22 protein-coding genes are annotated in these 26,720 nt (G+C 62.1%); all 22 read right to left on the bottom strand.

Going from position 1 to position 26,720, the window contains the following annotated elements; translation table 11 throughout:
• Nucleotides 1-507 carry an isoprenylcysteine carboxyl methyltransferase family protein gene (locus ACUXUR_RS01870; RefSeq protein WP_445500624.1) on the bottom strand — a complete coding sequence of 169 codons (507 nt, stop codon included), beginning with the start codon at nt 505-507 and terminating at the stop codon, nt 1-3.
• Nucleotides 504-1,556, bottom strand: a complete 1,053-nt coding sequence (locus ACUXUR_RS01865; protein WP_445500623.1) for a type III polyketide synthase — start codon at nt 1,554-1,556, stop codon at nt 504-506. Before ACUXUR_RS01865 ends, ACUXUR_RS01870 begins: the two co-directional genes overlap by 4 nt.
• A 186-nt stretch (nt 1,557-1,742) precedes the next feature.
• The gene (gene dnaE / locus ACUXUR_RS01860) at nt 1,743-5,216 is read right to left on the bottom strand and encodes a DNA polymerase III subunit alpha (RefSeq protein WP_445500622.1); all 3,474 of its coding nucleotides are present in this window, start codon (nt 5,214-5,216) and stop codon (nt 1,743-1,745) included.
• A 387-nt stretch (nt 5,217-5,603) separates the two neighbouring features.
• Nucleotides 5,604-6,299: an ABC transporter ATP-binding protein gene (locus tag ACUXUR_RS01855; RefSeq protein ID WP_445500621.1), complete on the bottom strand. Its 696-nt coding sequence runs from the start codon at nt 6,297-6,299 to the stop codon at nt 5,604-5,606.
• Nucleotides 6,300-6,301: 2 nt separating this feature from the next.
• Nucleotides 6,302-7,576 (bottom strand): lipoprotein-releasing ABC transporter permease subunit, encoded by a 1,275-nt coding sequence (locus ACUXUR_RS01850; protein WP_445500620.1) that lies wholly within the window; start codon nt 7,574-7,576, stop codon nt 6,302-6,304.
• A gap of 6 nt (nt 7,577-7,582) precedes the next feature.
• The gene (proS, locus tag ACUXUR_RS01845) at nt 7,583-8,911 is read right to left on the bottom strand and encodes a proline--tRNA ligase (protein WP_445500619.1); all 1,329 of its coding nucleotides are present in this window, start codon (nt 8,909-8,911) and stop codon (nt 7,583-7,585) included.
• A 481-nt stretch (nt 8,912-9,392) separates the two neighbouring features.
• Nucleotides 9,393-9,728 (bottom strand): DUF1467 family protein, encoded by a 336-nt coding sequence (locus ACUXUR_RS01840; RefSeq protein ID WP_445500618.1) that lies wholly within the window; start codon nt 9,726-9,728, stop codon nt 9,393-9,395.
• A gap of 10 nt (nt 9,729-9,738) precedes the next feature.
• Nucleotides 9,739-10,143, bottom strand: a complete 405-nt coding sequence (gene mce / locus ACUXUR_RS01835) for a methylmalonyl-CoA epimerase (RefSeq protein WP_445500617.1) — start codon at nt 10,141-10,143, stop codon at nt 9,739-9,741.
• Nucleotides 10,144-10,176: 33 nt separating this feature from the next.
• Nucleotides 10,177-11,850 (bottom strand): ribonuclease J, encoded by a 1,674-nt coding sequence (locus ACUXUR_RS01830; RefSeq protein WP_445500616.1) that lies wholly within the window; start codon nt 11,848-11,850, stop codon nt 10,177-10,179.
• A gap of 39 nt (nt 11,851-11,889) precedes the next feature.
• Nucleotides 11,890-12,684, bottom strand: coding sequence for a biotin--[acetyl-CoA-carboxylase] ligase (locus ACUXUR_RS01825; protein WP_445500615.1), 795 nt, complete (start codon nt 12,682-12,684; stop codon nt 11,890-11,892).
• Complete coding sequence (gene nuoN / locus ACUXUR_RS01820; protein WP_445500873.1) at nt 12,684-14,123, bottom strand: NADH-quinone oxidoreductase subunit NuoN; 1,440 nt, start codon at nt 14,121-14,123, stop codon at nt 12,684-12,686. Before nuoN ends, ACUXUR_RS01825 begins: the two co-directional genes overlap by 1 nt.
• Nucleotides 14,124-14,130: 7 nt before the next feature.
• The gene (locus tag ACUXUR_RS01815; protein WP_445500614.1) at nt 14,131-15,642 is read right to left on the bottom strand and encodes an NADH-quinone oxidoreductase subunit M; all 1,512 of its coding nucleotides are present in this window, start codon (nt 15,640-15,642) and stop codon (nt 14,131-14,133) included.
• Nucleotides 15,642-17,675 (bottom strand): NADH-quinone oxidoreductase subunit L, encoded by a 2,034-nt coding sequence (gene nuoL, locus ACUXUR_RS01810; RefSeq protein ID WP_445500613.1) that lies wholly within the window; start codon nt 17,673-17,675, stop codon nt 15,642-15,644. Before nuoL ends, ACUXUR_RS01815 begins: the two co-directional genes overlap by 1 nt.
• A gap of 24 nt (nt 17,676-17,699) precedes the next feature.
• On the bottom strand, nt 17,700-18,008 hold the full coding sequence (gene nuoK / locus ACUXUR_RS01805) for an NADH-quinone oxidoreductase subunit NuoK (RefSeq protein WP_116529820.1): 309 nt from the start codon (nt 18,006-18,008) through the stop codon (nt 17,700-17,702).
• Nucleotides 18,009-18,019: 11 nt separating this feature from the next.
• Nucleotides 18,020-18,634: an NADH-quinone oxidoreductase subunit J gene (locus tag ACUXUR_RS01800; RefSeq protein ID WP_445500612.1), complete on the bottom strand. Its 615-nt coding sequence runs from the start codon at nt 18,632-18,634 to the stop codon at nt 18,020-18,022.
• Nucleotides 18,635-18,775: 141 nt separating this feature from the next.
• Nucleotides 18,776-19,264 carry an NADH-quinone oxidoreductase subunit NuoI gene (nuoI, locus tag ACUXUR_RS01795; protein ID WP_445500611.1) on the bottom strand — a complete coding sequence of 163 codons (489 nt, stop codon included), beginning with the start codon at nt 19,262-19,264 and terminating at the stop codon, nt 18,776-18,778.
• Between the two features lie 14 nt (nt 19,265-19,278).
• Entirely contained in the window at nt 19,279-20,304 is a 1,026-nt protein-coding gene (gene nuoH / locus ACUXUR_RS01790; RefSeq protein WP_445500610.1) for an NADH-quinone oxidoreductase subunit NuoH, read from the bottom strand.
• 14 nt (nt 20,305-20,318) lie between these two features.
• Nucleotides 20,319-22,397, bottom strand: coding sequence for an NADH-quinone oxidoreductase subunit NuoG (gene nuoG / locus ACUXUR_RS01785; RefSeq protein WP_445500609.1), 2,079 nt, complete (start codon nt 22,395-22,397; stop codon nt 20,319-20,321).
• A gap of 7 nt (nt 22,398-22,404) precedes the next feature.
• Nucleotides 22,405-23,706 carry an NADH-quinone oxidoreductase subunit NuoF gene (gene nuoF, locus ACUXUR_RS01780; protein WP_445500608.1) on the bottom strand — a complete coding sequence of 434 codons (1,302 nt, stop codon included), beginning with the start codon at nt 23,704-23,706 and terminating at the stop codon, nt 22,405-22,407.
• A gap of 16 nt (nt 23,707-23,722) precedes the next feature.
• Complete coding sequence (nuoE, locus tag ACUXUR_RS01775) at nt 23,723-24,775, bottom strand: NADH-quinone oxidoreductase subunit NuoE (RefSeq protein ID WP_445500607.1); 1,053 nt, start codon at nt 24,773-24,775, stop codon at nt 23,723-23,725.
• 120 nt (nt 24,776-24,895) lie between these two features.
• Nucleotides 24,896-26,086 (bottom strand): NADH-quinone oxidoreductase subunit D, encoded by a 1,191-nt coding sequence (locus ACUXUR_RS01770; protein WP_445500606.1) that lies wholly within the window; start codon nt 26,084-26,086, stop codon nt 24,896-24,898.
• An 18-nt stretch (nt 26,087-26,104) separates the two neighbouring features.
• The gene (locus tag ACUXUR_RS01765; protein WP_445500605.1) at nt 26,105-26,707 is read right to left on the bottom strand and encodes an NADH-quinone oxidoreductase subunit C; all 603 of its coding nucleotides are present in this window, start codon (nt 26,705-26,707) and stop codon (nt 26,105-26,107) included.
• Nucleotides 26,708-26,720 lie beyond the last annotated feature (13 nt).

Genomic DNA, 26,720 nt, shown 5'->3' with positions numbered 1-26,720 from the left:
CTACGTGGCCTGAGGTTGAGAGAATTCTTTGAGGGCCCGCGTTTCTGCTCGGATCCGAATCATCAGCACGGCAGCGTTCAAAACGGAAAACAGGAGGGCATATCCGATAAGCCCGAAAGCAAGGGGCAGAACGGCGACCTCGGCGGCGACAATGCAATAATTCGGATGATTCATGAACCGGTATAGTCCCGTACGAACCAGCGGCGCCCTTGGCAGGACGACGATCCGTGTGGTCCAGCGCTCGCCGAGGGATGCCAGAACCCAGAAACGCGCGACCTGCAAGGCGACGTACACTCCCGCCCAGCCCAGCGCCAAAGGACGATCCCAGGCCAGGATCCAGAGACCAAGAAGCCATGCAGCGTGCACAAGGACGATCAGCCCGTAATGCCCCGGCGCGACCTCGACGGCCCCGCGCGCCTTGAGGCGCCGCGTGTTGCGTCGAGCCCAGGCGAGTTCGCCCATCCTCTGCAGCGTTACGAGAGTCAGGAGAGCGAGGCCCAGACTCATGAGCAGCGTTCCAGGACGAGGCAGGTGGCCGTGAATCCGGGCCCCATGGCAATCAGAAGGCAGCGCTGCGGCAGGCCAGCGCGCAGGACTCTCTCCAGCACGAACAGAACTGTCGGGGCGGACATGTTGCCGTGCGTTGCAAGAATTTCCCGCTCATGGTCGAGCGTTCCTTGGTCAAGATGAAGGACCTGCTCGAGTGCCGTAATGATTTTCGGTCCGCCGGGATGGCACACGAAGCGGTCGATGGACGACATCGGGATATCGAGCCGTTGAAGAATGCCAGCGATGGCGGGTCCGAGATGGGTTTCGGCGAAAGGCGGCAGCGCCCGCGCGAGGACGACGCCGAACCCATCCGGGTCGATATCCCACCCCATGATGTCGAGAGTGTCGTGCCAGGTATGCTCGCCGGAACCCTGCGCCGTGGCAAAGCCTCCATCTCCGGCCCTGATAACGAGGGCTGCGGCGCCGTCGGCGAAGAGAGCCGTGGAGACCACGTTCGCAGCGGTCAGCTTGTCGGGCCTGACTGCCAGCGTGGACAACTCGACGGTGACGAACAGGATGATGGTTCCCGGAGAGGCTGCCGCCAGGCGTGTCGCGACCGCCAGCCCGGTCACACCGGCAGCGCAGCCGAGACCGAAGAGCGGGATGCGCGTCACATCCTCACGAAAGCCGAGCCGATCGAGCAGATACGCATCGAGACTTGGTGTTGCGACTCCCGTTGAGGATGCGGTGATGACCGTGTCGACATCGGACCCATTCAATCCGGCGGCGGCGAGAGCCTTGCGCGCCGCCTCCTCGAAGAGATCTGCACCGCTCTGCAGGTAGACCTCCGTCCGATCAGGCCAGCCATGCGGCTCCAGGTACCATTCGAGAGGCCGTGCGGCATGGCGCTGAATGACACCTGCCGTTTCGAAGACCTGGACAACTTTATCGAAGTCGCCAAATTGGTCGCCGAATACCTGCCGGGCAGCCACTGCGATATCCCTCTGTGTCAGGATATAGGGTGGAACGGCGGTCGCGAGCGACAGAAGGGCTGGGCGAGGAGCCATAGGGCGTTCTCACGCTTCCGCGGAAGCGATCACGATCCTCGGAAGTTCGACAGGCCAATTTTCATCAGTATACCAACAATTTCAGTGAGAGTAACCGCACAAGATGTTGAACTCATCGTGCGGATTGCTTCCGAACCTCCGCTCTGATCATCCACTGATCTGACGGCAATCGGATCGGCTTTGACGCTAGCTCATCTGCACATCCACCACGCCAGGAACGGCACGGAGAGCGCCTGCAATCTGCGGGGTCGCCATGTACTTGCCGGGAAGCTTCACCTCAACCTCGCGGTCACCTTCATCGAGAATGAGGACCAGGGAGACTTCGCCCTCTCCTTTCGCCCTCAGGCGCTCGTAGACGCTGCAGATGGGGCGCTCGTCCCGCAGAAAGATGCGCATGCCCTTCTGGTGCTTCGCGATGGCCTCCTCCAAAGGCTCGGCAGTGCCGATGCGCGCCCTCACCTCTTCGCCCTCGACACCCGCCTGGAGCATGAGCAGCACGGCAGTCCCCGGCTCGAGCGTGTCGCGATAGCGCATCAACCCTTCCGAGAAGATGATGGCCTCGAACTGCCCGGTCTGATCCGAGAGGGTGAGAATGCCCATCTTGTTGCCGGTCTTGGTGCGGCGCTCCTGCCGGTCGAGCACGGTGGCTGCGACTTTGCCGACCGAGTTGCCGGCCTTCACCGAGCGGCAGAAATCCACCCAGGTCTGGACGCGCAACTTCTGCAGAAGATCGCCGTATTCATCGAGCGGATGACCTGAGAGGAAGAAGCCGACGGCGTCGTATTCCCGCTGCAGGCGCTCGGCCGAGGGCCAGGGCTCGTAAGCAGGAATTCGCAACTGCACATCTGCCGCGTTCATGCCGCCGAACATATCGACCATGCCGCCATTGGCCGCCTCGTGAGCCTGCTGGGCGAGGCTCATCATGGCGTCGATGGAGGCACAGGCCTTCGCCCGGTCCGGCTCCAGCTCGTCGAACGCGCCGGCGGCGATGAGGTTCTCGATGGTACGCTTGTTGAGCGCACGCGGATTGATGCGGCGCGCGAAATCAGCGAGATCTTTGAAGGGCTTATCCCCCCTCGCCTCCACCACGGCCTCGATGGCCTGGCGCCCCACGCCCTTCACGGCGGCAAGCGCATAAAGGATTGAGCCCTTGCCCTCCTCGTCATAGACCACATCGAACACCACGCCCGAGCGGTTGATGGAAGGCGGGATCACCCTGAAGCCGAGACGCTGGGCCTCGCGGCGGAATTCGGAGAGCTTGTCGGTATTGTCGAGATCGAGCGTCATGGACGCGGCGATGAACTCGACCGGGAAATTTGCCTTCAGATAAGCAGTCTGGAACGCGACAAGAGCGTAGGCGGCCGCATGACTCTTGTTGAAGCCGTAATCTGCGAACTTTGCGAGCAGGTCGAAGATCTCGTTGGCCTTCGCCTTCTCGAGGCCGCCCTTGGCCGCGCCGGACACGAAACGCTCGCGCTGAGCGTCCATTTCGGCCTTGATCTTCTTACCCATGGCGCGGCGCAGAAGGTCTGCATCGCCGAGCGAGTAGCCGGCGAGGACCTTGGCGACCTCCATCACCTGCTCTTGGTAGACGATGATTCCGAAGGTTTCGCGCAGGATCGGTTCCAGCTTGTCGTGGGGATACCAATCCTTCTTGTTGTGCTCGTCCTTACCGAGCTTGCGCGCGCAATAGACCGGGATGTTCGCCATCGGGCCCGGACGGTAGAGCGCGACGAGGGCGATGATGTCCTCGAAACGGTCGGTCTCCATCTCGACGAGGGCTTTTCGCATGCCCACCGATTCCACCTGGAACACGCCGACCGTTTCGCCGCGCCGGAGCATCTCGTAGCTTTTGCGGTCATCGAGCGGTAGCGCCGACAGATCGATGTGGATGCCTTTGCGCTTGATCAGATCGACCGCCGTGCGCAGCACGGTGAGCGTTTTCAAACCCAGGAAGTCGAACTTCACGAGGCCCGCCTGCTCGACCCACTTCATGTTAAACTGGGTCACGCGCATGCCGGTCTTCGGATCTCGATAGAGCGGCACCAGTTCCTGCAGCGGACGATCACCGATCACAACGCCTGCGGCGTGCGTGGACGCATGGCGATGGAGGCCTTCGAGCTTCTGAGCGATGTCGAGCATGCGCTTGACGACCGGCTCTTCCTCGATCGCGGCCTGCAGCTTCGGCTCGCCTTCGATGGCCTGTGCCAGCGTCACGGGATTGGCCGGGTTCTGGGGCACGAGCTTCGTGAGCTTGTCCACCTGGCCGTAGGGCATTTCGAGCACGCGACCCACATCGCGCATTACGCCGCGCGCAAGCAGCGTACCGAAGGTGATGATCTGCGCGACCTGCTCCTCGCCGTAGCGCTTCTGCACGTATTCAATCACGCGTTCGCGGTTATCGACGCAGAAGTCGATATCGAAGTCGGGCATCGACACGCGTTCGGGATTCAGGAAGCGCTCGAACAGCAGGCTGAAGCGCAGCGGATCGAGATCGGTGATGGTGAGCGCGTAAGCAACCAGCGAGCCCGCACCCGAACCACGGCCCGGGCCGACCGGAATGTCGTGATCCTTCGCCCATTTGATGAAGTCCGACACGATCAGGAAGTAGCCGGGGAACTTCATCTTGCGGATGATGCTGATCTCGAACGCAAGACGGTCGTGATAATCCTGCTCGGTCAGGCCGGGCGCGGGGCCGTGCGCTGCGAGACGCTTGGCAAGCCCCTCCTCGGCCTGACGCTGCAGCTCCTCGCCTTCGTCGAGAGCCCCGGCATCGGGACCGGTGCCGAAATTCGGCAGGATAGGCTTGCGGGTCCGCACGCGCGTTGTGCATCGCATGGCGATTTCGACACTGGCATTCAGCGCATCCGGCAGATCGGAGAACAGCTCCATCATCTGCTGGCGTGTTTTGAAGTAATGCTCCGGCGACAGACGCCGACGGTCATCGTTGGAGACGATCTGGCCTTCCGCGATGGCGAGCAGTGCGTCATGCGCCTCGTAATCCTTCGGCGAGGCGAAGAACGGCTCATTGGCGGCGACAATCGGCAGGCCGTTGCGATCGGCAAGACCAATCAGCTCGCCCTCCACCAGCCGCTGCTCATCGAGGCCGTGCCGTTGTATCTCCACGTAGAGCTGGTGGCCGAAGGCGTTCTTCAGAATGTCGAGGCGCGCCTGCGCTAATTCCTGGCGACCGCCGTTGCGAAGCGCACAATCGAGCGGCCCTGTGAAGCCGCCGGTGAGCGCAATGAGGCCCTCGCTGTGCTTTGCGAGAATGGGTGCGGCGACACGCGGCTCCTCGCCGAGCGGCACGCCGAAATAGGCATGGCTGACAAGGCGCATGAGGTTGCGATAGCCCTCCTCATTCTGCGCGAGCAGCACGATATTGGAAGGCGCCGGCACCACGCGGGCGACGGGGTCGGCCTCTTCAAAGCAGACCGAGAGCTGTACGCCAGCGATTGGCTGAATGCCGGAACCGGCCATCTTCTCCGAGAATTCGAGCGCGCCAAAGAGATTATTGGTGTCGGTGAGCGCCAGTGCGGGCTGTTTGTCGGCGGCGGCGAGTTTCTGCAGCTGCGCGATCTTCAGGGCCCCCTCGAGCAGCGAATACGAGGAATGCACGTGAAGGTGGACGAAGCCGATGTCTTGGAGAATGCGCGCCATGAAACTCTACTCGACGAATGGCGCGCATATTGCCACGATTCTTGCCCCTGAATGTCTAACGGGGCTTGGGAAGGACTACCTTTCCTGTGAATCCCGTGGATCTTTGTGGATTGCGGGTATCAGGCGACGGGTGCCAGAACCAGAGCCCAGATTGCCACGGCAGAACCGAACATAGCGATAGAGGTGATTTCAGCGGCGGTTTCGAGGATGATGCGAAGCATGTTGGATCTCCGTGTTCTCTATGCGTTCATTTATGTTCGTTGAATGTTCCTTGTAAAGCGGCTGTGGACCGGCTGTTCGGATGGAGTCAACAAAGCCTTAAGACGCGCGAATGCGTGCCCTTGGCTATCCTAGGGACATCAGCTGTCGGATGCTGTGGAAAACCAGTTAAGGCAGCTGGAGGATCAGGCCATCGCGGATGGTTACGCGGCGGTCCATGCGGGCGGCCAAATCCATGTTGTGCGTGGCAATCAGTGCCGCCAGTCGTGAAGCCCGCACGATGGCGACGAGCGTCTGGAACACCCGGTCCGCGGTGTGTGGGTCGAGATTGCCGGTGGGCTCGTCGGCCAGAAGGAGGCGCGGCGCATTGGCGACCGCACGGGCGATCGCCACGCGCTGCTGCTCACCGCCCGAGAGTTCGCCGGGGCGATGCTTGAGGCGCTTGCCCAATCCGAGGAAGGTCAGGAGTTGGCTCGCCCGGTCCTCGGCCTCCGGCTTCGATAAGCCGCGAATGAGCTGTGGTATCACCACATTCTCCAGGGCCGACAGCTCGGGCAGCAGGTGGTGGAATTGATAGACGAAGCCGAGCTCTTCACGGCGGATGCGTGTGCGCTCCTGATCGTTCATATGCGACGTGGGCTTGCCACCTACATAGACCTCGCCGCCATCGGGCTTCTCAAGAAGGCCTGCCACATGCAGGAGTGTCGATTTACCCGTGCCCGATGGCGCGATGAGGGCCACGATCTCTCCCGGCCAGATCGCGAGCTCGGCCCCGCGCAGCACCTCCAGGAAGGTGTCTCCCTGGGGATAGCGACGTTCGACTTGGGAAAGGTGGAGAGCGGGCTGGGTTTGTCCGGACGCCATGATCAACCGTAACGCAACGCTTCGACGGGATCGAGCTTCGCGGCCCGCCAGGAGGGATAGAGAGTCGCCAGGAGCGACAGGACCATCGCCATGATGAGAATGGTGGCGACCTCGGCCGGGTTCACATCAGCCGGCAGGCGACTCAGGAAATAGAGTTCCGCCGGAAAGAGGTTGGTGCTCGTGAGTGTCGAGATGAAATCGCGGATGGTCTCGACATTGAGCGCCAGAAGAAGCCCCAGCCCGAAACCCGCAATCGTGCCGACGATCCCGATCGATGCTCCCGTGATCAGGAAGATGCGCATGATCGCACCGCGCGTCGCGCCCATGGTGCGCAGAATCGCGATATCGCTTGACTTATCCTTCACGAGCATGATGAGCCCGGAAATGATGTTCAGGGCGGCGACCAGAACGATCAGCGTAAGGATCAGGAACATCACGTTCCGCTCCACCTCCAGCGCCCCGAAGAATGTCCGGTTGCGCTGCCGCCAATCAGTCATGAGAACAGGCCTGCCTGCTGCCTCTTCGATGGCGGCACGGGCTTCGTCCACCTTGTCGGCATCGTTGAGATAGACCTCTATCAGCTGCACGTCGCCCTGGCGGTTGAAATAGTTCTGCGCCTCGGTGAGCGGCATGAAAACGAAGGTGGAATCGAACTCCGACATGCCGATCTCGAACACGGCCTTGACCGGATAGCCCTTCACGCGTGGCGCGGTGCCGAAGGGCGTTGCGGCGCCGCGTGGCGTGATCAGCGTCAGGGTATCGCCCGCCTGGATGGACAAGGCCTCCGCAAGACGGCGGCCGATGGCGACGCCCTCGCCTTCATCGAATTTGTCGAGCGAGCCTTGGCGGATATTGCCGGCGATATGTTCGATCTGGCGCAGGTCATTCGACCGGATGCCACGCACCAGCACGCCGCTGCCGCTATATTGCGAGGAGCCGAAGGCTTGGCCTTCCACGAGCGGGATCGCCCGCTTCACGCCGGGAACGGCGGCAATGCGCGCGGATACCTCCGGATAATCGGTCAACGGCCTTTCGATAGGCGCCACGAAGATGTGGCCATTGATACCTACGATCTTGTCGAGCAGCTCCTTGCGGAAGCCGTTCATGACAGAGAGCACCACGATGAGCGTGGCGACGCCAAGCATGATGCCGAGGAACGAGAAGCCCGCGATGACCGAAACAAACCCTTCCCGCCGCCGCGTGCGTAAATAACGCCCGGCGAGCATCCACTCGAAGAGCGAGAAAGGCTTGGTTCCGGTCGGTGCTTCTTTAGCCATGGACGCTTATTTATGTGCCGTCAGCCGCGCGGCCACATCATCGACCGACAAAAGCTCACGCTCGCCGGTGGCGCGGTTTTTCAGCTCCACCTTGCCCTCGGCGAGACTCTTCGGCCCGATCAGCACCTGCCACGGAACGCCGATGAGATCGGCAGTGGCGAACTTTCCGCCCGGACGCTCGTCGCGGTCGTCATAGAGCACATCGCGGCCGGCGGCGGAGATCTCACGATAGAGGCGCTCGCTCGCGGCATCCGTGCCGGAATCGCCGACCTTCAGATTCAGGATAGCCACATCGAACGGCGCCACGGCCTCCGGCCAGATGATGCCGTTCTCGTCGTGGCTCGCTTCAATGATGGCGGCGATGAGACGGCTCGGGCCGATGCCGTAGGAGCCCATATGGACCGGCTTCTCCTGCCCGTCCGGCCCCATGACCTTCGCGCCCATGGGATCGGAATACTTGGTGCCAAAATAGAAGATGTGTCCCACCTCGATGCCGCGTGCGGACATCTTCTTGTCGGCGGGGACGGCATCGAAAGCAGCCTGATCGTGCATTTCCGAAGTCGCGGCGTAGAGCGCTGTCCACTTGTCGACAGTGCTCTGGAGGCCCGGAATGTCGTCGAAATTGGTGTCGGCCGGCGGGATCTCGTAGCTGAGATAATCCGCGTGGCAGAACACCTCACTCTCGCCAGTGGAGGCAAGGATGATGAATTCGTGGCTCAGGTTGCCGCCGATGGGGCCGGTATCGGCGCGCATCGGGATCGCCTTCAGGCCCATTCGGGCGAAGGTGCGAAGATAGGCCACGAACATCTTGTTGTAGGAATGGACGGCACCGGCCTGATCCAGGTCGAAGGAGTATGCGTCCTTCATCAGGAACTCGCGGGAGCGCATGACGCCGAAGCGCGGGCGCACCTCGTCACGGAACTTCCACTGAATGTGATAAAGGTTCAGCGGCAGGTCCTTGTAGGAACGCACGTAGCCCCGGAAGATCTCCGTGATCATTTCCTCATTGGTGGGGCCGAAGAGCATCTCGCGCTCGTGACGGTCCTGGATGCGCAGCATCTCCTTGCCATAGGCATCGTAGCGGCCCGATTCGCGCCACAAATCCGCCGACTGGATCGTGGGCATCAACAGCTCGATGGCGCCCGAACGGTTCTGTTCCTCGCGGACGATGGCATTGACCTTGTTAAGCACTTTCAGGCCCAACGGCAGCCAGGCATAGATGCCCGCAGCCTCCTGGCGGATCATGCCGGCGCGCAGCATCAGGCGATGGGAGACGATCTCCGCCTCTTTCGGCGTCTCGCGGAGAATGGGGAGGAAATAGCGGCTCAAACGCATAGGACGCCTTCAGTCTCGGTCAGGAATGGAACAGTGAGTCACGACTCGTTTCCAGCACACAACACAGGCCATAGCGAAAACACAAGCTGCCATTGCTTGTCCCGGCCTGCGACGCAATGGATTAGACCAAAGATTGATACAACAAGTGTCGCAAAATGCATCACAGAGTGCCTAAAAAAGATGACAACGTAAGGTAAGTCACATATAAACGAGCAGCTAACGTCTCAGACCTTCAAAGAGGCAGAGGCTGCGGTCCGAGTTTCGGGAGGAACGCGATCTCCTAGCGCCAAGCAGGCGCCGGCGCCAAAAAGCCAGGGATCTAAACAACGCCAAAAGGCAGTTCAGGCAAGGCGAAAGCCTTGCTTTTTCTTTTGTTTCTCCCCTTCTTCAAGGCATCATCCCGTCTGGGGCAAGCAGGGTTTAAATGCGGATGTCCAGGGGCGATACCGGGCATGACGATGAAAGCTCCGGGGCTAAATCCTCAAAGCCCCGCCAGCGGGAACACGGCGGCCGCGATCACCAGGACGACGGATGCCACGAGCGTCGTCCAAATCGCCTTCTCTTGGAGCCCATGGACCGCCGGAGCTCCCGGCTCCGTCCCAGCCGCGACCTCTCCACTTTCCGCCTGACTGCGGACGCCGAAGGGCAGGATGGCGAAAAGCAGGATCCACCAAATCACGAAGTAAAGAGCGAGCCCTCCGGCCACACGCAGGCCGAAGACGTTGACGGCAATGGCGACGGCAAGGGCAGAGACAACAACCACGACGGCGAGCGTGGACCACAGCGAGAATGCCAGAGCTTTTACAAATCTTATCAACAACTTGTCCTCAGGCTTGCTCAAGTTCGATGAGGGTACCGTTGAAGTCCTTCGGATGCAGGAAAAGCACCGGCTTGCCATGGGCTCCGATTTTCGGCTCGCCCGAACCCAGCACCCTGGCCCCGGAATTCACAAGCCGGTCCCGCGCCGCGAGGATGTCCTCCACCTCGTAGCAGACGTGATGAATGCCGCCATCCGGGTTCTTCTCCAGGAACTTGGCGATGGGCGAATCTGCGCCGAGGGGCTCCAGAAGCTCGATCTTGGTGTTCGGCAGAGTGATGAACACGACCGTGACCCCATGCTCTGCAAGCGCCTCCGGCTCGGATACCTCGGCCCCGAGAGTGTCGCGGTAGAGCTTTGAAGCCGCCGCGATATTGCGCACAGCAATGGCAACGTGGTTCAAACGACCGAGCATGTTGGCTTCCCCTTCGAGTAAATCTCGGCCGGCTTATACCTCGATCACAAGGACATGACAGGCCGGCTTCTTGCCCCATTCCTGATTGACGGCGGCGCGAACCGCCCGGTGGACGGCGTTCTCGACCGCCTCCGGATCGCGACGCTTGGCCCTGGGGAGACCATCGAGTGTATCGGCCACTGTGTCGGCGATGATGTCGGTGAGATCCCGCCCCTGCCGGTTCTTCTCAGGAAGCCCCATGGCATCCACCACAGGATCACCTGCGATCTCGCCTCGATCGTCGATGGCAATCGCCACTGTCACGATACCGGCAAAGGCGAGTTTGCGGCGTTCCAGCAAAGCGCGCTCGCCGGCCGGAATGACGATGTTGCCGTCCTTGTAGACGCGACCTGCCGGGATGTTGTCGATGATCTCCGCCTTGCCGGGAGCCAGACGCACCAGGGTACCATTCTTCGCGCGCACCACTTCCGGTACGCCCTGCTGGCGCGCGAACTTGGCGTGCTCGGCCAGATGCAGCGGCTCGCCATGAGCGGGGATGGCGATGCGCGGCTTCGTCCACTCATACATCTGTGCAAGCTCGCCCCGCCGCGGGTGCCCGGATACGTGCACGAGTTCCGTGCGATCGGTGATGACCTCGATGCCCTGCTCGATCAGGCTGTTGATGATGGCGCCCACAGCCTTCTCATTGCCGGGAATCGCACGGGACGAGAAGATCACGCGGTCACCTGCGGACAATGCGATGTCAGGATGCTCGTCGAAGGCAATCCGCGCAAGCGCCGCGCGAGGCTCACCCTGGGAGCCGGTGAGAACGGCAACGACCTTGTCGCGCGGCATGTAGCCGAAGTTTTCGGCCGAACGGAACTCCGGCAGATCGTCGAGATAACCGCACTCCCGTGCGACATCGACGACGCGATCCATAGCTCGGCCAACCACCACCACGTCACGCCCGCACTCGCGCGCCGCTTCCGCTACCGAGCGGATGCGGGCAACGTTGGAGGCGAAGGTCGTGATGGCGACGCGATGCGGCGCGTCCTTGATGAGAGCGGCGAGATTCTTGGCAACATCGGCTTCGCTCGGGCTCGTGCCCTCGCGTACCACGTTGGTGGAATCGCAGACGAGGGCGAGAACGCCCTCCTCACCCAACTTCCGGAAGGTCTCTTCCGAGGTAAGGCTGCCGAGATAGGGCGTCGGGTCGAGCTTCCAGTCGCCCGTGTGCACGACGAGGCCATGCGGCGTACGGATGGCGAGCGCATTCGATTCCGGAATCGAGTGAGCAACGGGCACGTATTCGATATCGAAGGCGCCGAGCTTCAGGCGCTGACCGGGTACGATCTCGTTGAGCTCGATCTTTGGCGCATCCGATTCGGACAAACGGCGCGTTTCCAGAAGGCCAATGGCGAACTTCGTGGCATAGACCGGCGCGCGCAGGCGCGGCCACATCTCGACCAGCGCGCCGATGTGATCTTCGTGCGCATGGGTAATGAAGATGCCGAGCAGGTTGTGACGTTCTTCCTCGATGAAGCGAAGGTCGGGATAGACGAGGTCGATCCCCGGAAGCTGCTCCTCGCCGCCGAAGCCCATGCCGCAATCGACAAGAATCCACTGCCGGTCCGTCTCCGGCCCGAAACCGTAGAGGGCGGCGTTCATACCGATTTCGCCAAGCCCGCCGAGGGGCAGAAACACCAATTCGTCCTGGGGGGATGCCATGCTTGATTGAGACCCTGTCATGCCAGCTCTAGGGCTTGGCTATTCGTGCAGCAATTGAGGAAAATAAAGATCGCCTGCATCGATGAGTTCCGCCCCTGAGACCGTTTTCAGCTGCAGGCGACCGAACCGATCGAGCCCTTCGAAGATACCGCGCTTCTCGCCGGACGGAAGGCGAAGGGTCACCTCCTGCCCTAACCCTGCCGCCCGCTCCAGCCAGAGCCGCCGGATGGGCCCGAACGGGTCGTTGGCGTTCATGCGCGCCGCATTGCGCCAGGCGGAAAAGGTCTGGGCGAAGCTTGCAGACAGGGCCTGGAACACATCATCACGTGTCAATCCGGGTCTCACGCTTTGCAAGGCTTTGGTTGGATACGGCGTGCCGGTTGGGGCAAAGGCTACGTTCACGCCCATGCCGATGATGATCGCAAGGGGCCCGCTGCCCTGGAGCCGGTGCCCTTCGAGGAGGAGGCCCGAAACCTTCGCTCCATCCAGTAAGAGATCGTTCGGCCATTTCAGGGAAAGACGAGGAGCGCTCACACCCGTGACTGTCTCGATCGCCTCGTGCAAGGCGAGCCCGGCGACGAAGCCGAGCTGTGGAGCGTGCTGCGGCTCGCAAGGATCGATCAGCACAAGGCTGGCATAGAGATTGCCTGGAGGCGATGACCATTGCCGGCCATGCCGTCCCCTGCCCGCGTGCTGCTCGGCCGCCACGATCCACAGCTGACCCGGATCGCCGGAGCGCGCAGCCTGGAGCGCATCATCGTTGGTCGATTCTGTCGCTTCGAGCGAGATGAGCCGATAACCGGCGGCCTCGGCTTCCGGCGACAGATTCACCATCAGAACAGGGAACGCGCAGCGGCGCCCGCAGCCGCAACCAGCGGAGCCGGAACGATGCCGAACAGCACCACGAAGATGCTGGACAGAGCCAGCACCAGCTTCACGCCGGCAGGCATCGTGTCATAGGTGGCAGCGGGCTCATCGAAGTACATGACTTTCACGATGCGAAGGTAATAGTAAGCGCCGATCACGCTGGTCACGACACCGATGATGGCGAGTGCCACGAGGTTGGCGTTGATGGCCGCGTTGAACACCGCGAACTTCGCGAAGAAGCCAGCGAGCGGCGGAATGCCCGCAAGCGAGAACATCATCATCGCGAGGCAGAAGGCCAGGACCGGATGCGTGCGGGCAAGACCCGACAGATCTTCGATGTTCTCGAACATCACCTTGCCGCGGCGAAGTCCGAGGATGACGGCAAAGGTGCCGAGCGTCATGGCGAGGTAGATCGCCATATAGACGACGACGCCCTGAATGCCCTCGACCGTGCCGGTGGCAAGTCCGATCAGCGCATAACCCACGTTGCCGATGGAGGAATAGGCCATCAGGCGCTTGATGTTGCGCTGGCCGATGGCCGCGAAAGAACCCAGCGCCATGGAAGCGATGGAGATGAAGACGATGATCTGCTGCCACTGGCCGACGATATTCGGGAAGGCATCGATGAACACACGGGTGGCCATCGCCATGCCGGCCATCTTGGGAGCGGCGGCGAAGAAGGCAGTCACCGGGGTCGGCGAGCCTTCGTACACGTCCGGCGTCCACATGTGGAACGGAACGGCGGAGATCTTGAAGGCGATACCGGCGGCGACGAACACGATGCCGATGATCGCGCCGATGCCTACCTGGCCCTGAAGTACGCCAGCAATCGCCGGGAACGATACGGTGCCGGTGAAGCCATAGACCAGCGACGCACCATAGAGCAGCATGCCCGAGGACAGCGAACCCAGCACGAAATACTTCAGGCCAGCTTCCGTCGAGCGCACGTTGTCGCGGTCGAAGGCGGCGATCACGTAGGACGAGAGGCTGAGCAGCTCGAGCCCCAGATAGAGAGCGATCAGGTCGTTCGCCGAAATCACCATCAGCATGCCGAGCGTCGAGAGCACGATCAGGATCGGGTACTCGAAGCGGCTGATGCCCTCGCGACGCATGTAATCCATGGAGAGGATCACACCGCCCGCCGAGGCAACGAGGGTAAGCGACTTCATGAACTTCGCGAATCCGTCGATCACGAACGAGCCGTTCATGGTCTCGATGCGCTCGCCGGGCAGCATTAGTACCGCTACGAAGGTAACGGCCAGAAGAGCGAGGGCGATGATGTTCATGCTCTCTCCGGAGCGCTCTCCGCGGATTGCACCGAAGAGAACCAGGACGAGAGCGCCCGCTGCCAGGATGATCTCCGGCAAAACGGGTCCGAAAGCGGGAATGGTGAGGACGGGGTTCATCATGACCTCAGTGTGCGGTGAGAGCCGCCGTTTTAACAGTGGTGAGCGCGGCCTGGACACTCTTCAGGAGCTGATCCGTCGGCACCGCAAAGGCGTCGAGGATTGGGCCGGGCTGTACGCCATAATAGATGATCAGCAGGATGAGCGGCGCGAAGATGATCATCTCGCGACGGTTCAGATCCGTGATGGTCTGAAGCGCGGGCTTGTCCAGCTCTCCATAGACCACCCGGCGGTAAAGCCAGAGCGCATAGGCCGCCGAGAGGATCACGCCCGTGGCGGCGAAGAAGGCCACCCAGGTATTGGAGCGGAACGCACCCATGAGGGTCAGGAACTCGCCGATGAAGCCCGATGTGCCCGGGAGCGCAACGTTGGCCATGGTGAGGATCATGAGCACCACTGCATACATGGGCATGCGGTTCACGAGGCCGCCATAGGCCTTGATCTCGCGGGTATGCATCCGGTCGTAGATCACGCCGACGCCAAGGAAGAGCGCGCCGGAAACCAGGCCGTGGGAAACCATGGTGAACATGGCGCCCTGGATGCCCTGCTCGTTCATGCTGAACAGGCCCATGGTCACGAAGCCCATATGCGCCACCGAGGAATAGGCAATGAGCTTCTTGATGTCTTCCTGCATCAGCGCGACCAGCGAGGTGTAGATGATCGCGATGATCGAGAGAGCGAAGACCAGGGCCGAGAAATACACCGAGGCGTCGGGGAACATCGGCAGCGACACTCGGATGAAGCCGTAGCCGCCCATCTTCAGGAGCACGCCCGCCAAGATCACGGAGCCGGCCGTCGGCGCCTCCACGTGTGCGTCAGGCAGCCAGGTATGGACCGGCCACATGGGCATCTTCACGGCGAAGGAGGCGAAGAAGGCCAGCCATAGCCAGATCTGCAGGTTGTACGGGAACTTGAACGCGAGCAGCGTCGGGATGTCCGTGGTGCCCGCCTGCCAGTACATGGCCATGATGGCGAGCAGCATCAGCACCGAACCGAGCAGCGTATAGAGGAAGAACTTGAAGCTGGCGTAGATGCGCCGCTTGCCGCCCCAGATGCCGATGATGAGGAACATCGGAATGAGGCCCGCCTCGAAGAACAGGTAGAAGAGCACGAGATCGAGCGCGCAGAACACGCCGATCATGGTGGTCTCGAGGACGAGGAAGGCGACGTAGTATTCCTTCACCCGGTGCCCGATGGATTCCCACGAAGCGAGGATGCAGAACGGCATCAGGAACGTGGTGAGCAGGATAAGCGGCATGGAGAAGCCGTCGACGCCGAGCTTGTAGCGAATGGTTTCCGTCAGCCAGGCGTGGCTCTCGACCAGCTGGAAGCTGGCGGTTGCCGTGTCGAAGCGGCCCCAGGCCACGAGCGAGAGGACGAAGGTCGCGAGCGTGGTGGCAAGCGCCGCCCAGCGTGCGTTGGAGCGGGTCGCCTCGCTGTCACCACGCAGCGTCAGGATGAAGGCCGCACCGACCAGCGGCAGGATGAGAAGGCCAGAGAGGATGCCGAAGCCGAGCATTAGTGGGCTCCCCTGAAGAGATAGAAGGTCACGAGAGCCGCAACGCCGATCAGCATTGCGAAGGCGTAGTGATAGACGTAGCCGGACTGCAACCGCACTGCGCCGCGCGTCACGTCCAGCACCCGGGCGGAGATGCCATCAGGCCCGAGCCCGTCGATGATCTTCTGATCGCCTGTGCGCCAGAAGAAGCGACCGATGGCCATGGCGGGACGCACGAAGATCGCGTCGTAGAGTTCGTCGAAGTACCACTTGTTGAGCAGGAAACGGTACAAGATCGGGTGATCCGCCGCGAGCCGTGCCGGCTGCTTGGCGTCGATGATGTACATGTAGTAGGCGAGCACGAAGCCACCGATCATCATGAGGGTTGGGAGCAGTGGAACCCAGCCCGGCAGATGGTGCATCTCCTCGAGGATGTGGTTGTTCGGCCCAGTGAAGAGCGCGCCCTTCCAGAACTCCTGATAGCCCTCGCCCAGGAACGCCTCGTGGAAGAGGTAGCCGGCAAAGACGGCACCGATAGCCAGCACGACGAGCGGCAGCACCATCACCAGCGGGCTCTCGTGAGGCGTATGAGCCCCATGGTGGCCGTGCTCATGCTGGGCGTGAGTGGCGGGCTCCACGTCATGACCGTGCTCGTCGTGCTCGACCCCTTCATGATCGCTCGGAGCATGGTGGTGGGAATTCGCCCAGCGCGCATTGCCCTCGAAGGTCATGAAGAACAGACGCCAGGAATAGAACGAGGTCATGAAGGCTGCGACTACAGTTGCAAGGAAGGCAAAGGAGCCTGCCGAATTATGCGAGGCATAGGCCGCCTCGATGATCGCATCCTTGGAGTAATAGCCTGCTGTGAACGGGAAGCCGGTGAGCGCGAGCGTGCCGATCGCCATCATCGCTGTGGTCAGCGGGATATAGCGGCGCAAGTTCCCCATGTTCCGCATGTCCTGCTCGTGGTGCATGGCATGGATGACCGAGCCAGCCCCTAAGAAGAGGAGAGCCTTGAAGAAGGCGTGCGTGAAGAGGTGGAACACACCGGCGCTGTAGGCGCCTACGCCGAGCGCCACGAACATGTAGCCGAGCTGCGAGCAGGTCGAATACGCGATCACGCGCTTGATGTCGTTCTGCACGAGACCCACGGTCGCGGCGAAGAAGGCCGTGATGCCGCCAATCACCGTCACGACGGTCAGAGCGGCAGGCGCATATTCGAAGACCGGCGACAGGCGCGCGACCATGAACACGCCGGCGGTCACCATCGTGGCGGCGTGGATGAGCGCGGAGACCGGGGTCGGGCCTTCCATCGCGTCCGGCAGCCAAGTGTGCAACAGGAACTGCGCCGACTTGCCCATGGCGCCCATGAAGAGCAGCAGGCAGGCGATCGTCAGGGCGTGCCACTCGATGCCGAGGAAGGTGAAACGGGCATTGGCGAACTCCCCGACGCGCGGGAAGATCGCATCGAAGGTGACGCCGTTGAACAGCACGAAAAGGGTAAAGATGCCGAGCAGGAAGCCGAAGTCTCCGACGCGGTTGACAATGAAGGCCTTCATGGCCGCCGCATTGGCCGAGTCCTTTTTGTACCAGAAACCGATGAGCAGGTAGCTCGCCAGGCCCACGCCTTCCCAGCCGAAGAACATCTGGACAAGATTGTCCGCCGTCACCAGCATGAGCATGGCGAAGGTGAAGAGAGAGAGATACGCGAAGAAGCGCGGACGGTGCGGATCCTCGTGCATGTAGCCGATGGAGTAGAGGTGCACGAGCCCCGACACGGTGTTGACCACCACCAGCATCATGGCGGTGAGCGTGTCGATGCGGAACGCCCAATCGACCTGAAGGTCGCCGACGGACATCCACTGGGCCACCTGCACGCGGGTCATCGGCTCTTCGCCAAAGCCCACATGGATGAAGGCCGCCCAGGAGAGCACCGCCGCCACGGCAAGCAGCGCCGTGGTGATGATCTCGCTCGGTCGGGCACCGATGACGCGCCCAAGGAGGCCTGCGATGAGGAAGCCGACGAGCGGCAGAAAAACGATTGCGTGGTACATTGTCGTCTACTTTGCCGTTAGGGCTTAGCCCCTCATCATGTTCACGTCTTCAACCGCGATGGAGCCGCGGTTGCGGAAGAAGACCACCAGAATGGCTAGGCCGATGGCCGCCTCTGCCGCCGCGACCGTGAGGATCAGCAGAGCGAAGACCTGGCCGACGATGTCGTTCAGATGTGTCGAGAAGGCCACCATGTTGATGTTCACCGAGAGCAGGATGAGCTCGATGGACATCAGGATGACGATGACGTTCTTCCGGTTGATGAAGATGCCGAACACGCCGAGCGTAAAGAGCACGGCGGCGACGGTGAGATAATGGCCCAGTCCGATAACCATCGCGTGTCTCCTTAGATGCCCTGGCGGAAGGGAACCTTCCGAACCTCGACGGCGGTTTCCTGTGTGCGGGCGTTCTGCTTCGTGATGTCCTGACGGCGCACGCCGACGCGCTCGCGAAGCGTCAGCACGATGGCGCCAATCATGGCCACCAGCAGGATCAGGCCGGCGGTCTGGAAGAAGTAGAAGTAACGGGTGTAGAGCACCTGGCCGAGCGCCTCGGTGTTGGTCATCACGTCAGCAGCTGGAATCGGAACGGCTGGCGTGCGGATGAGGCCCGGGTCGATCACATAGGCGCTCACCACGAAAATCAGCTCGATCAGCAGCACGATGCCGATCAGGGCTCCGAACGGCAGGTACTGCAGAAAGCCCTGGCGGAGCGCCGCGAAGTCAACGTCGAGCATCATGACGACGAAGAGGAAGAGCACCGCGACCGCGCCCACATAGACGATGACCAGGATCATCGCGAGGAATTCGGCTCCCATCATCAGGAACAGGCCCGCCGCGTTGACGAAGGCCAGGATGAGGAAGAGCACCGACTGCACGGGATTGCGCGAGGCAATCACCATGAAACCGGAAGCGATCGTAATCGTCGCGAACAGATAGAAGAAGGCGGCGGTAACCGTCATGCTCAAACACAAGCCGCCCTAAGAGCGGCCCCTTCCGACGTGGCCGTACGAATCTGACGGCCTGTCTATAGATTCCGAACCCGACAGGAACAACCCGCCGGACATGCTTGCCCCCTGCCCTTTGCGGGCAGGAAGCGGTTGTTAGCGATAAGGTGCGGTCTTCGCGATGTTACGGGCGATTTCCCGCTCCCAGCGCTCGCCGTTCGCAAGCAGCTTGGCCTTGTCGTAGAGAAGCTCCTCGCGGGTCTCCACCGAGAACTCGAAATTCGGCCCTTCCACGATGGCGTCCACCGGGCAGGCCTCCTGGCACATGCCGCAATAGATGCACTTCACCATATCGATGTCGTAGCGCGTGGTGCGGCGGGTTCCGTCGTTGCGGCGCGGACCGGCCTCGATGGTAATGGCCTGAGCGGGGCAGATCGCCTCGCAGAGCTTGCAGGCGATGCAGCGCTCTTCCCCGTTGGGGTAGCGGCGCAGCGCGTGCTCACCCCGGAAGCGCGGACCGCGATGGCCCATCTCGAACGGATAATTGAGCGTGGCCTTCGGCTTGAAGAAGTACTTCGTGGTCAGGACGAATCCGGCCACGAATTCCTTCAACAGAAGGGCGTTGAAGAACTGAGCGATCTTCATGTCGCCAAACTCCTTTAGCGCATACCCGGCGCGAGGCCGGTTGCCATCAGCACGCCCGCCACGATGATGACCATGGCGAGAGACAGCGGAAGGAATACCTTCCAGCCCAGGCGCATGAGCTGATCGTAGCGATAGCGCGGCACCAGGGCCTTCACCATGGCGATGAGAATGAAGAGGAAGCTCGCCTTCAGCACGAACCAGATCACGCCCGGCACCCAGGTGAAGGGCGCGAACGGGATCGGGGACAGCCAGCCGCCGAGGAACAGGATCGTGCCGAGCGCGCACATGGTCATGATGGCCACGTATTCGCCGAGCATGAACAGCAGGTACGGGGTGGAGGAATATTCCACCATGTAGCCTGCCACGAGCTCCGATTCAGCTTCCGGCAGATCGAAGGGCGGGCGGTTCGTCTCGGCCATGGCCGAGATGAAGAACACCACGAACATCGGGAACAGCGGCAGCCAGTACCAGCCGAGGATGCCGAGGCGCGTATTCTGCGCTTCCACAATCTGCGACAGGTTCAGGGTGCCGGCACACATGAGCACCGTCACGATGACGAAGCCGATGGAGACCTCATAGGATACCATCTGCGCCGCCGAACGGAGCGCGCCGAGGAACGGATACTTCGAGTTTGAGGCCCAGCCGCCCATGATGACGCCATAAACGCCGAGCGACGAGATCGCGAAGATATAGAGGATGCCCACGTTGATGTCGGCAATCGCCCAGCCGGCATTGAGCGGAATGACCGCCCAGGCGGCGAGCGCCAGCGTACACATCACCAGGGGGGCCAGCAGGAACATGCCCTTATTGGCCGAGGACGGGATCACCGGCTCCTTCAGCACGAACTTGAGGAGGTCGGCGAAGGACTGGAGCAGGCCCCAGGGGCCGACGACGTTCGGACCGCGCCGCAGCTGAACCGCAGCCCAGACCTTGCGGTCGGCATAGAGTGCATAGGCGATGAAGATGAGAAGCGCGACGAGCATGAGCAGGCTCTTGCCCAGCATGATCGCGACTGCGAGGAGGATATCTCCCATTTCCATGATCCGCTCCTCTCTTACTCGGCCGCTTCGAGCTTCAGCTCACGGGCGAGTGCGGAGCACTCGGCCATGACGCCGGAGGCGCGGGCGATCGGGTTCGTCAGGTAGAAGTCTTTCACCGGACTCGAGAACGCTTCGCGGCCGGCGGTGCCGCCGATGCCGGCAAGCGCCTGGATGGCGGAAGCCGTATCAGCCGGTTGGATAGTCTCGATGGCTGCAAAATGCGGGTAAGCCGCATAGAGCTTGGCGCGCAGCGCGTTGAGCGAGTCGAACGGCAGGCGATGGCCCAGCACGTCGGACAGAGCGCGCAGGATCGCCCAGTCCTCACGGGCCTCGCCCGGCGCGAAGGCCGCGCGGTTGGCCATCTGCACTCGGCCTTCCGTATTCACGTAGGTTCCGGACTTTTCCGTGTAGGTGGCCGCCGGCAGGATCACGTCTGCGCGGTGAGCGCCACGATCACCGTGGGTGCCCTGGTAGATCACGAAGGCGCCGGGGGCGACATCAATCTCGTCGGCGCCAAGGTTGAACAGCACCTCCACCGCGCCTTGAGCCATCTGCTGGGCGGTCAGGCCGCCCTCGCCCGGCACGAGGCCGAGATCGAGCGCACCGACGCGGGATGCTGCGGTGTGCAGAACCGAGAAGCCATTCCAGCCGTCCTTCACCGCACCCACGTCGCGAGCGAGCTGCGCAACGGCGGAGAGGATCGCGAGACCGTCCGGACGCGAGAGCGCACCCTGCCCCACGATGATCAGCGGACGCTCGGCGGCGCGCAATTTCTCGACGAAGCCGTTCCGGCCTGCGACCAGCTCGGCGAGGGTATCGGGACCCGCACCGAGATATTCGTAAGGATAGGTCAGGTCCGCGTTCTCGCCGATGAGGGCAATCGGCGGGGGAGCGATGCGCCAACGCTTGCGGATACGCACATTGACGAGCGAAGCCTCGATACGCGGATTAGAGCCCACGATCAGGATCGCGTCCACATCCTCGATGCCCGCGATGGTGGTGTTGAACAGATAGGAGCCGCGGCCATAGGCCGGCGACAGCACGGTGCCGTCCTGGCGGGCGTCTATGTTCGTGACGCCGAGGCTCTGCATGAGGAGCTTCAGAGCGAACATTTCCTCGACCGCAACGAGATCGCCGACGATGGCGCCGATCTTCTGAGGCGACGTGCCCTTCACCTTGGCAGCGACGGCGGCGAAAGCCTCCTGCCAGGAAGCCGGACGCAGACGGCCGTTTTCACGCACGAATGGACGATCGAGGCGCTGCAGGCGCAGGCCGTCGACGACCTGGCGGGTCTTGTCGGAGATCCATTCCTCGTTCACAGCCTCGTTCACACGAGGCAGAATGCGCATGACCTCGCGGCCCCGGGAATCGACACGGATCGAGGAGCCGACCGCATCCATCACGTCGACGGAATCGGTCTTGGTGAGCTCCCACGGACGGAAGTGGAATGCTTCAGGCTTATGGGTGAGCGCGCCGACCGGGCAGAGATCCGCGATGTTGGCCTGCAGCTCGGAGCCGAGCGCCCTTTCCAGATAGCTCGTGATCTCCATGTCCTCGCCACGCCACAGAGCGCCCATGTCCGGCACGCCCGCCACCTCGGCGGTGAAGCGCACGCAGCGGGTGCAGTGAATGCAGCGGTTCATGGAGGTCTTCACGAGCGGACCGAGATACTTGTCGGTGACCGCGCGCTTGTTCTCATGGTAGCGGCTGGTGTCGACGCCATAGGCCATGGCCTGATCCTGCAGGTCGCACTGGCCGCCCTGGTCGCAGATCGGGCAATCGAGCGGGTGGTTGATCAGGAGGAACTCCATCACACCCTCGCGCGCCTTCTTGACGGTCGGCGACTTGGTCGAGATTTCCGGCGGCTCGCCGTTCGGACCCGGACGGCAATCGCGTACGCCCCAGGCGCAAGATGCGACCGGCTTCGGCGCGCCCTTCACCTCGACGAGGCACATGCGGCAGTTGCCGGCAATCGAAAGCCGCTCGTGGAAGCAGAAGCGCGGGACTTCCGCGCCTGCGGCCTCGGCGGCCTGGAGCAGCGTGTATTCGGCGGGAACGTCGACTTCGACGCCATCAACGATGATTTTAGCCATCTTTATCTCACTCCGCCGCGATCATGACGGATTCTGAATGCGGGTTCGCCGCGTAGTCGTCGATCCGCTTCTCGATCTCATGACGGAAGTGGCGGATCAGGCCCTGCACCGGCCAGGCCGCCGCGTCACCGAGCGCGCAGATGGTGTGACCTTCGATCTGGGTCGAGACTTCGAGCAGCATGTCGATTTCGCGTTTCTGGGCGCGGCCCTCGGCCATACGGTTGAGCACGCGCCACATCCAGCCTGTGCCTTCGCGGCACGGCGTGCACTGGCCGCAGCTCTCGTGCTTGTAGAAATACGAGATGCGAGCGATGGCGCGGACGATGTCGGTGGACTTGTCCATGACGATCACGGCAGCGGTGCCGAGACCGGAGCGCAGATTGCGCAGGGTGTCGAAGTCCATCGGTGCATCAATGATCTGATCGGCGGGCACGCAAGGCACGGACGAACCGCCAGGGATCACGGCGAGCAGGTTGTCCCATCCCCCGCGGATGCCACCGCAATGTGTGTCGATCAGCTCGCGGAAGGTCAGGCCCATGGCCTCTTCCACATTGCAGGGCTTGTTCACGTGACCGGACACGCAGAAGAGCTTGGTGCCCACGTTGTTCGGCCGGCCGATGCCGGAGAACCAGGAGGCGCCGCGACGCAGAATCGTGCCCGCAACCGCAATAGACTCCACGTTGTTCACCGTGGTCGGGCAGCCATAGAGGCCCATATTCGCCGGAAACGGAGGCTTCAGGCGCGGCATGCCCTTCTTACCCTCCAGGCTCTCGATGAGCGCCGTCTCCTCACCGCAGATGTAGGCGCCTGCGCCATGGTGGACGTAGAGGTCGAAGGGATAGCCGTGGACGTTGTCCTTGCCGATGAGCTTCGCGGCATAGGCCTCGTCCACCGCACGCTGGAGCGCATGCTTCTCGGCGATGTATTCGCCGCGGATGTAGATGTAGGCCGCGTGCGCACCCATGGCGAAGGAGGCGATGAGGCAGCCCTCGATGAGAAGATGCGGGTCATTCCGCATGATCTCGCGGTCCTTGCAGGTGCCCGGCTCCGACTCGTCGGCATTGACGACGAGGTAATGCGGACGGCCATCCGACTGCTTGGGCATGAAGGACCATTTTAGGCCCGTCGGGAAGCCTGCGCCGCCGCGGCCACGCAGTCCCGATGCCTTCATCTCGTCGATGATCCAGTCGCGGCCCTTCTCGAGGAGGAACTTGGTTCCATCCCACGCGCCGCGCATCTTCGCGGCGTCGAGGCTCGGCGAATGGAAGCCGTAGAGGTTGGTGAAAATGCGATCTCTATCGTGAAGCATCTCAGTTCACTCCCCCTCAGGACGTCTTGTTGTCTTTGTCGACGACCACGCCCGGCTTGCTTTCGCTGCCGTCGCGACGCGTCTGGGCTTCAGCCGGAGGCGTACCAGCGTTCGGCGTCGTGGGGCTTGTCGGCGTAGCGTCCTCACCAGGCGAGGCCACATAGGACTTGCCGCTCTGCGGGGCAGGCTTGGCAGCGTCTTCCGTGCGCGGCTCGACCTTGGTCGCGCGTGACGGGTCAGCCGCTTCCTTCTGGTCGACCGGGTTCACGGGAGCCTCGCCTTCCTTGGCGCGCTTGGCGGGCGTATCGGCGGCGTTGCTCTCGATGGGACGGCCAGCTTCAGGCTTTGCAGCCTTAGCCTGCTGCGGAATGGATGCGGCGGCCGCAGCGGGCTCGCTCGTAGCCGCAGGCTGGGCCTGCTCCTCGAAACGCTTGCGCCAAGCACCGACCAGGGAACCGTCGTAGAGCGAGGGATCCTGCAGGGTTTTGACGGCATCGAGCGGCTCGGAGCTCTTGCGTCCGTTCTGGGAACCGGTCTTCACCGGACGACCTGCTGCGAGATCGTCGAGAAGCTTCTCGAAGTTCTCCGTCGTCAGGTCCTCGTAGTAATCGTCGTTGATCTGCACCATCGGAGCGTTGCAGCACGCGCCCAGGCATTCGACTTCGAGCCAGGAGAACTTGCCGTCGGCAGTGACGTGGTTCTGGTCGCCGATGCGCTTTTCGAGCACCTTCTTGATGTCGCCCGCGCCGCGCAGCACGCAGGGCGTGGTGCCGCAGAACTGGATGAAATATTTTCCAACCGGCTCCAGGTTGAACATCGTGTAGAAGGTCGCCACTTCCATCACGCGAATGAAGGGCATGTCGAGCCGGGTAGCCACAGCCTCGATGGCCTTGCGCGGCAGCCAGCCACCGGCCTGTTCCTGCGCCTTCCACAGCAGCGGGATCACCGCCGAGGCCTGACGGCCGGGCGGGTACTTGGCGATCTGCTGCTCAGCAAAAGCTTCCGTCTCGGACGAGAACACGAAGCTCTCGGGCTGCAATTCTTCAGGCGCGAGCTTACGAACGGCCATTTTGACTCTTCTCCTCATCGTCATGGCCGGGCTTGAACCCGGCCATTCACGACTTGAACTCTTCCATCACGCTTTCTTCAGAGCGTGGCGCCGGACCTGAAATCGAGTCCGGATTTTTACTTACCGGTCCACTTCACCGAACACGATGTCGATGGCACCCAGGATGCCAGCGACGTCGGCCAGCATGTGGCCACGGCACATGAAATCCATGCCCTGCAGGTGCGCGAAACCCGGAGCACGGATCTTGCAGCGGTACGGCTTGTTGGTGCCGTCCGACACAAGATACACGCCGAACTCGCCCTTCGGCGCTTCAACGGCGGCATAGACCTCACCTGCGGGGACGTGAAAGCCTTCCGTGTAGAGCTTGAAGTGATGGATCAGCGCCTCCATGGAGCGCTTCATGTCCCTACGCGAGGGCGGAGCGACCTTGCCGTCGAGCGTGGTGACAGGCCCCTGTCCGTCCGGTGCCCGTAGCTTGTCGATGCATTGGCGCATGATGCGCACGGACTGACGCATCTCTTCCATGCGGATGATCTGACGGTCGTAGTTGTCGCCGTTCTTGCCTACGGGGATGTCGAATTCCATCTCCTCGTAGCACTCGTAGGGCTGCGACTTGCGCAGGTCCCACGGAACGCCGCAGCTGCGAACGATAGGGCCCGAGAAACCCCACTTCCAGCAATCTTCGAGCGTCAGGACACCGATGTCGACGTTACGCTGCTTGAAGATACGGCTGCCCATGACGAGCGTATCGAGATCGTCGAGCACCTTCAGGAACGGATCGCAAAAAGCCTCGATGTCATCGATCAGCTCCGGCGGAATATCCATGTTCACGCCGCCGGGACGGAAGTAGTTGGCGTGCATGCGGGCGCCGGATGCGCGCTCGTAGAAGATCATCAGCTTCTCACGCTCCTCGAAGCCCCAGAGAGGCGGCGTGAGTGCACCGACGTCCATGGCCTGCGTGGTCACGTTGAGAAGGTGCGAAAGCAGACGTCCGATTTCCGAGAACAGCACACGGATCAGCTGCGCGCGGCGCGGAACCTCGATGCCGAGGAGTTTTTCGGTCGCCAGGCAGAAGGCATGCTCCTGATTCATCGGCGCGACATAGTCGAGCCGGTCGAAATAGGGATTGGCCTGAACGTAGGTCTTGTACTCGATCAGTTTCTCGGTGCCGCGATGGAGCAGACCGATATGCGGATCGACGCGCTCGACCACCTCGCCGTCGAGCTCCAGCACGAGGCGGAGCACGCCATGCGCAGCCGGGTGCTGAGGACCGAAGTTGATCGTGAAGTTGCGGATATTATGCTCGCCCATGGGTGGCCCTTTCCGCCTTTATGCCTTGGCCTTCTCGTCGCCGGGCAGCACGTAGTCCGTGCCTTCCCAGGGAGAGAGGAAGTCGAAGTTGCGGAATTCCTGGCTGAGCTTCACCGGCTCGTAGACCACACGGCCCTGACCGTCGTCGTAGCGAACCTCGACATAGCCCGTAAGCGGAAAGTCCTTGCGCAGCGGATGACCCTCGAAACCGTAATCGGTCAGGATTCGGCGCAGGTCCGGATGACCTGAGAACAGGATGCCGTAGAGGTCATAGGCCTCGCGTTCGAACCAGTTCGCTGCCGGAAACACCTCGACCAGCGAGGGGACTGGGGTCACCTCGTCCGTCTCGACCTTCACCCGGATGCGGCTGTTCTTGTAAGGCGACAGCAGGTGGTAGACGACGTCGAAACGCTTCTCGCGGGCCGGATAATCCGCACCGCAGATATCGATGAAGCAGACGAAGCGGCACTGAGGATCATCCCGCAGGAACGAGATCACCTGCACGATATCCTCGCGGCGGGCAACGACCGTCAGCTCATTATAGGCAATGGCGCGATCCTCGATTGCCTCGCCGAGGGACGAGGCGATATGATCGCTCAGGGCTTGGAGCTCAGCACTCATCAGTCAGACCTTT

This window comes from Microvirga medicaginis (genome assembly GCF_052658925.1).
The sequence above is the reverse complement of the archived record's forward strand: the minus strand, read 5'-3'. Positions and strand labels throughout refer to the sequence as shown.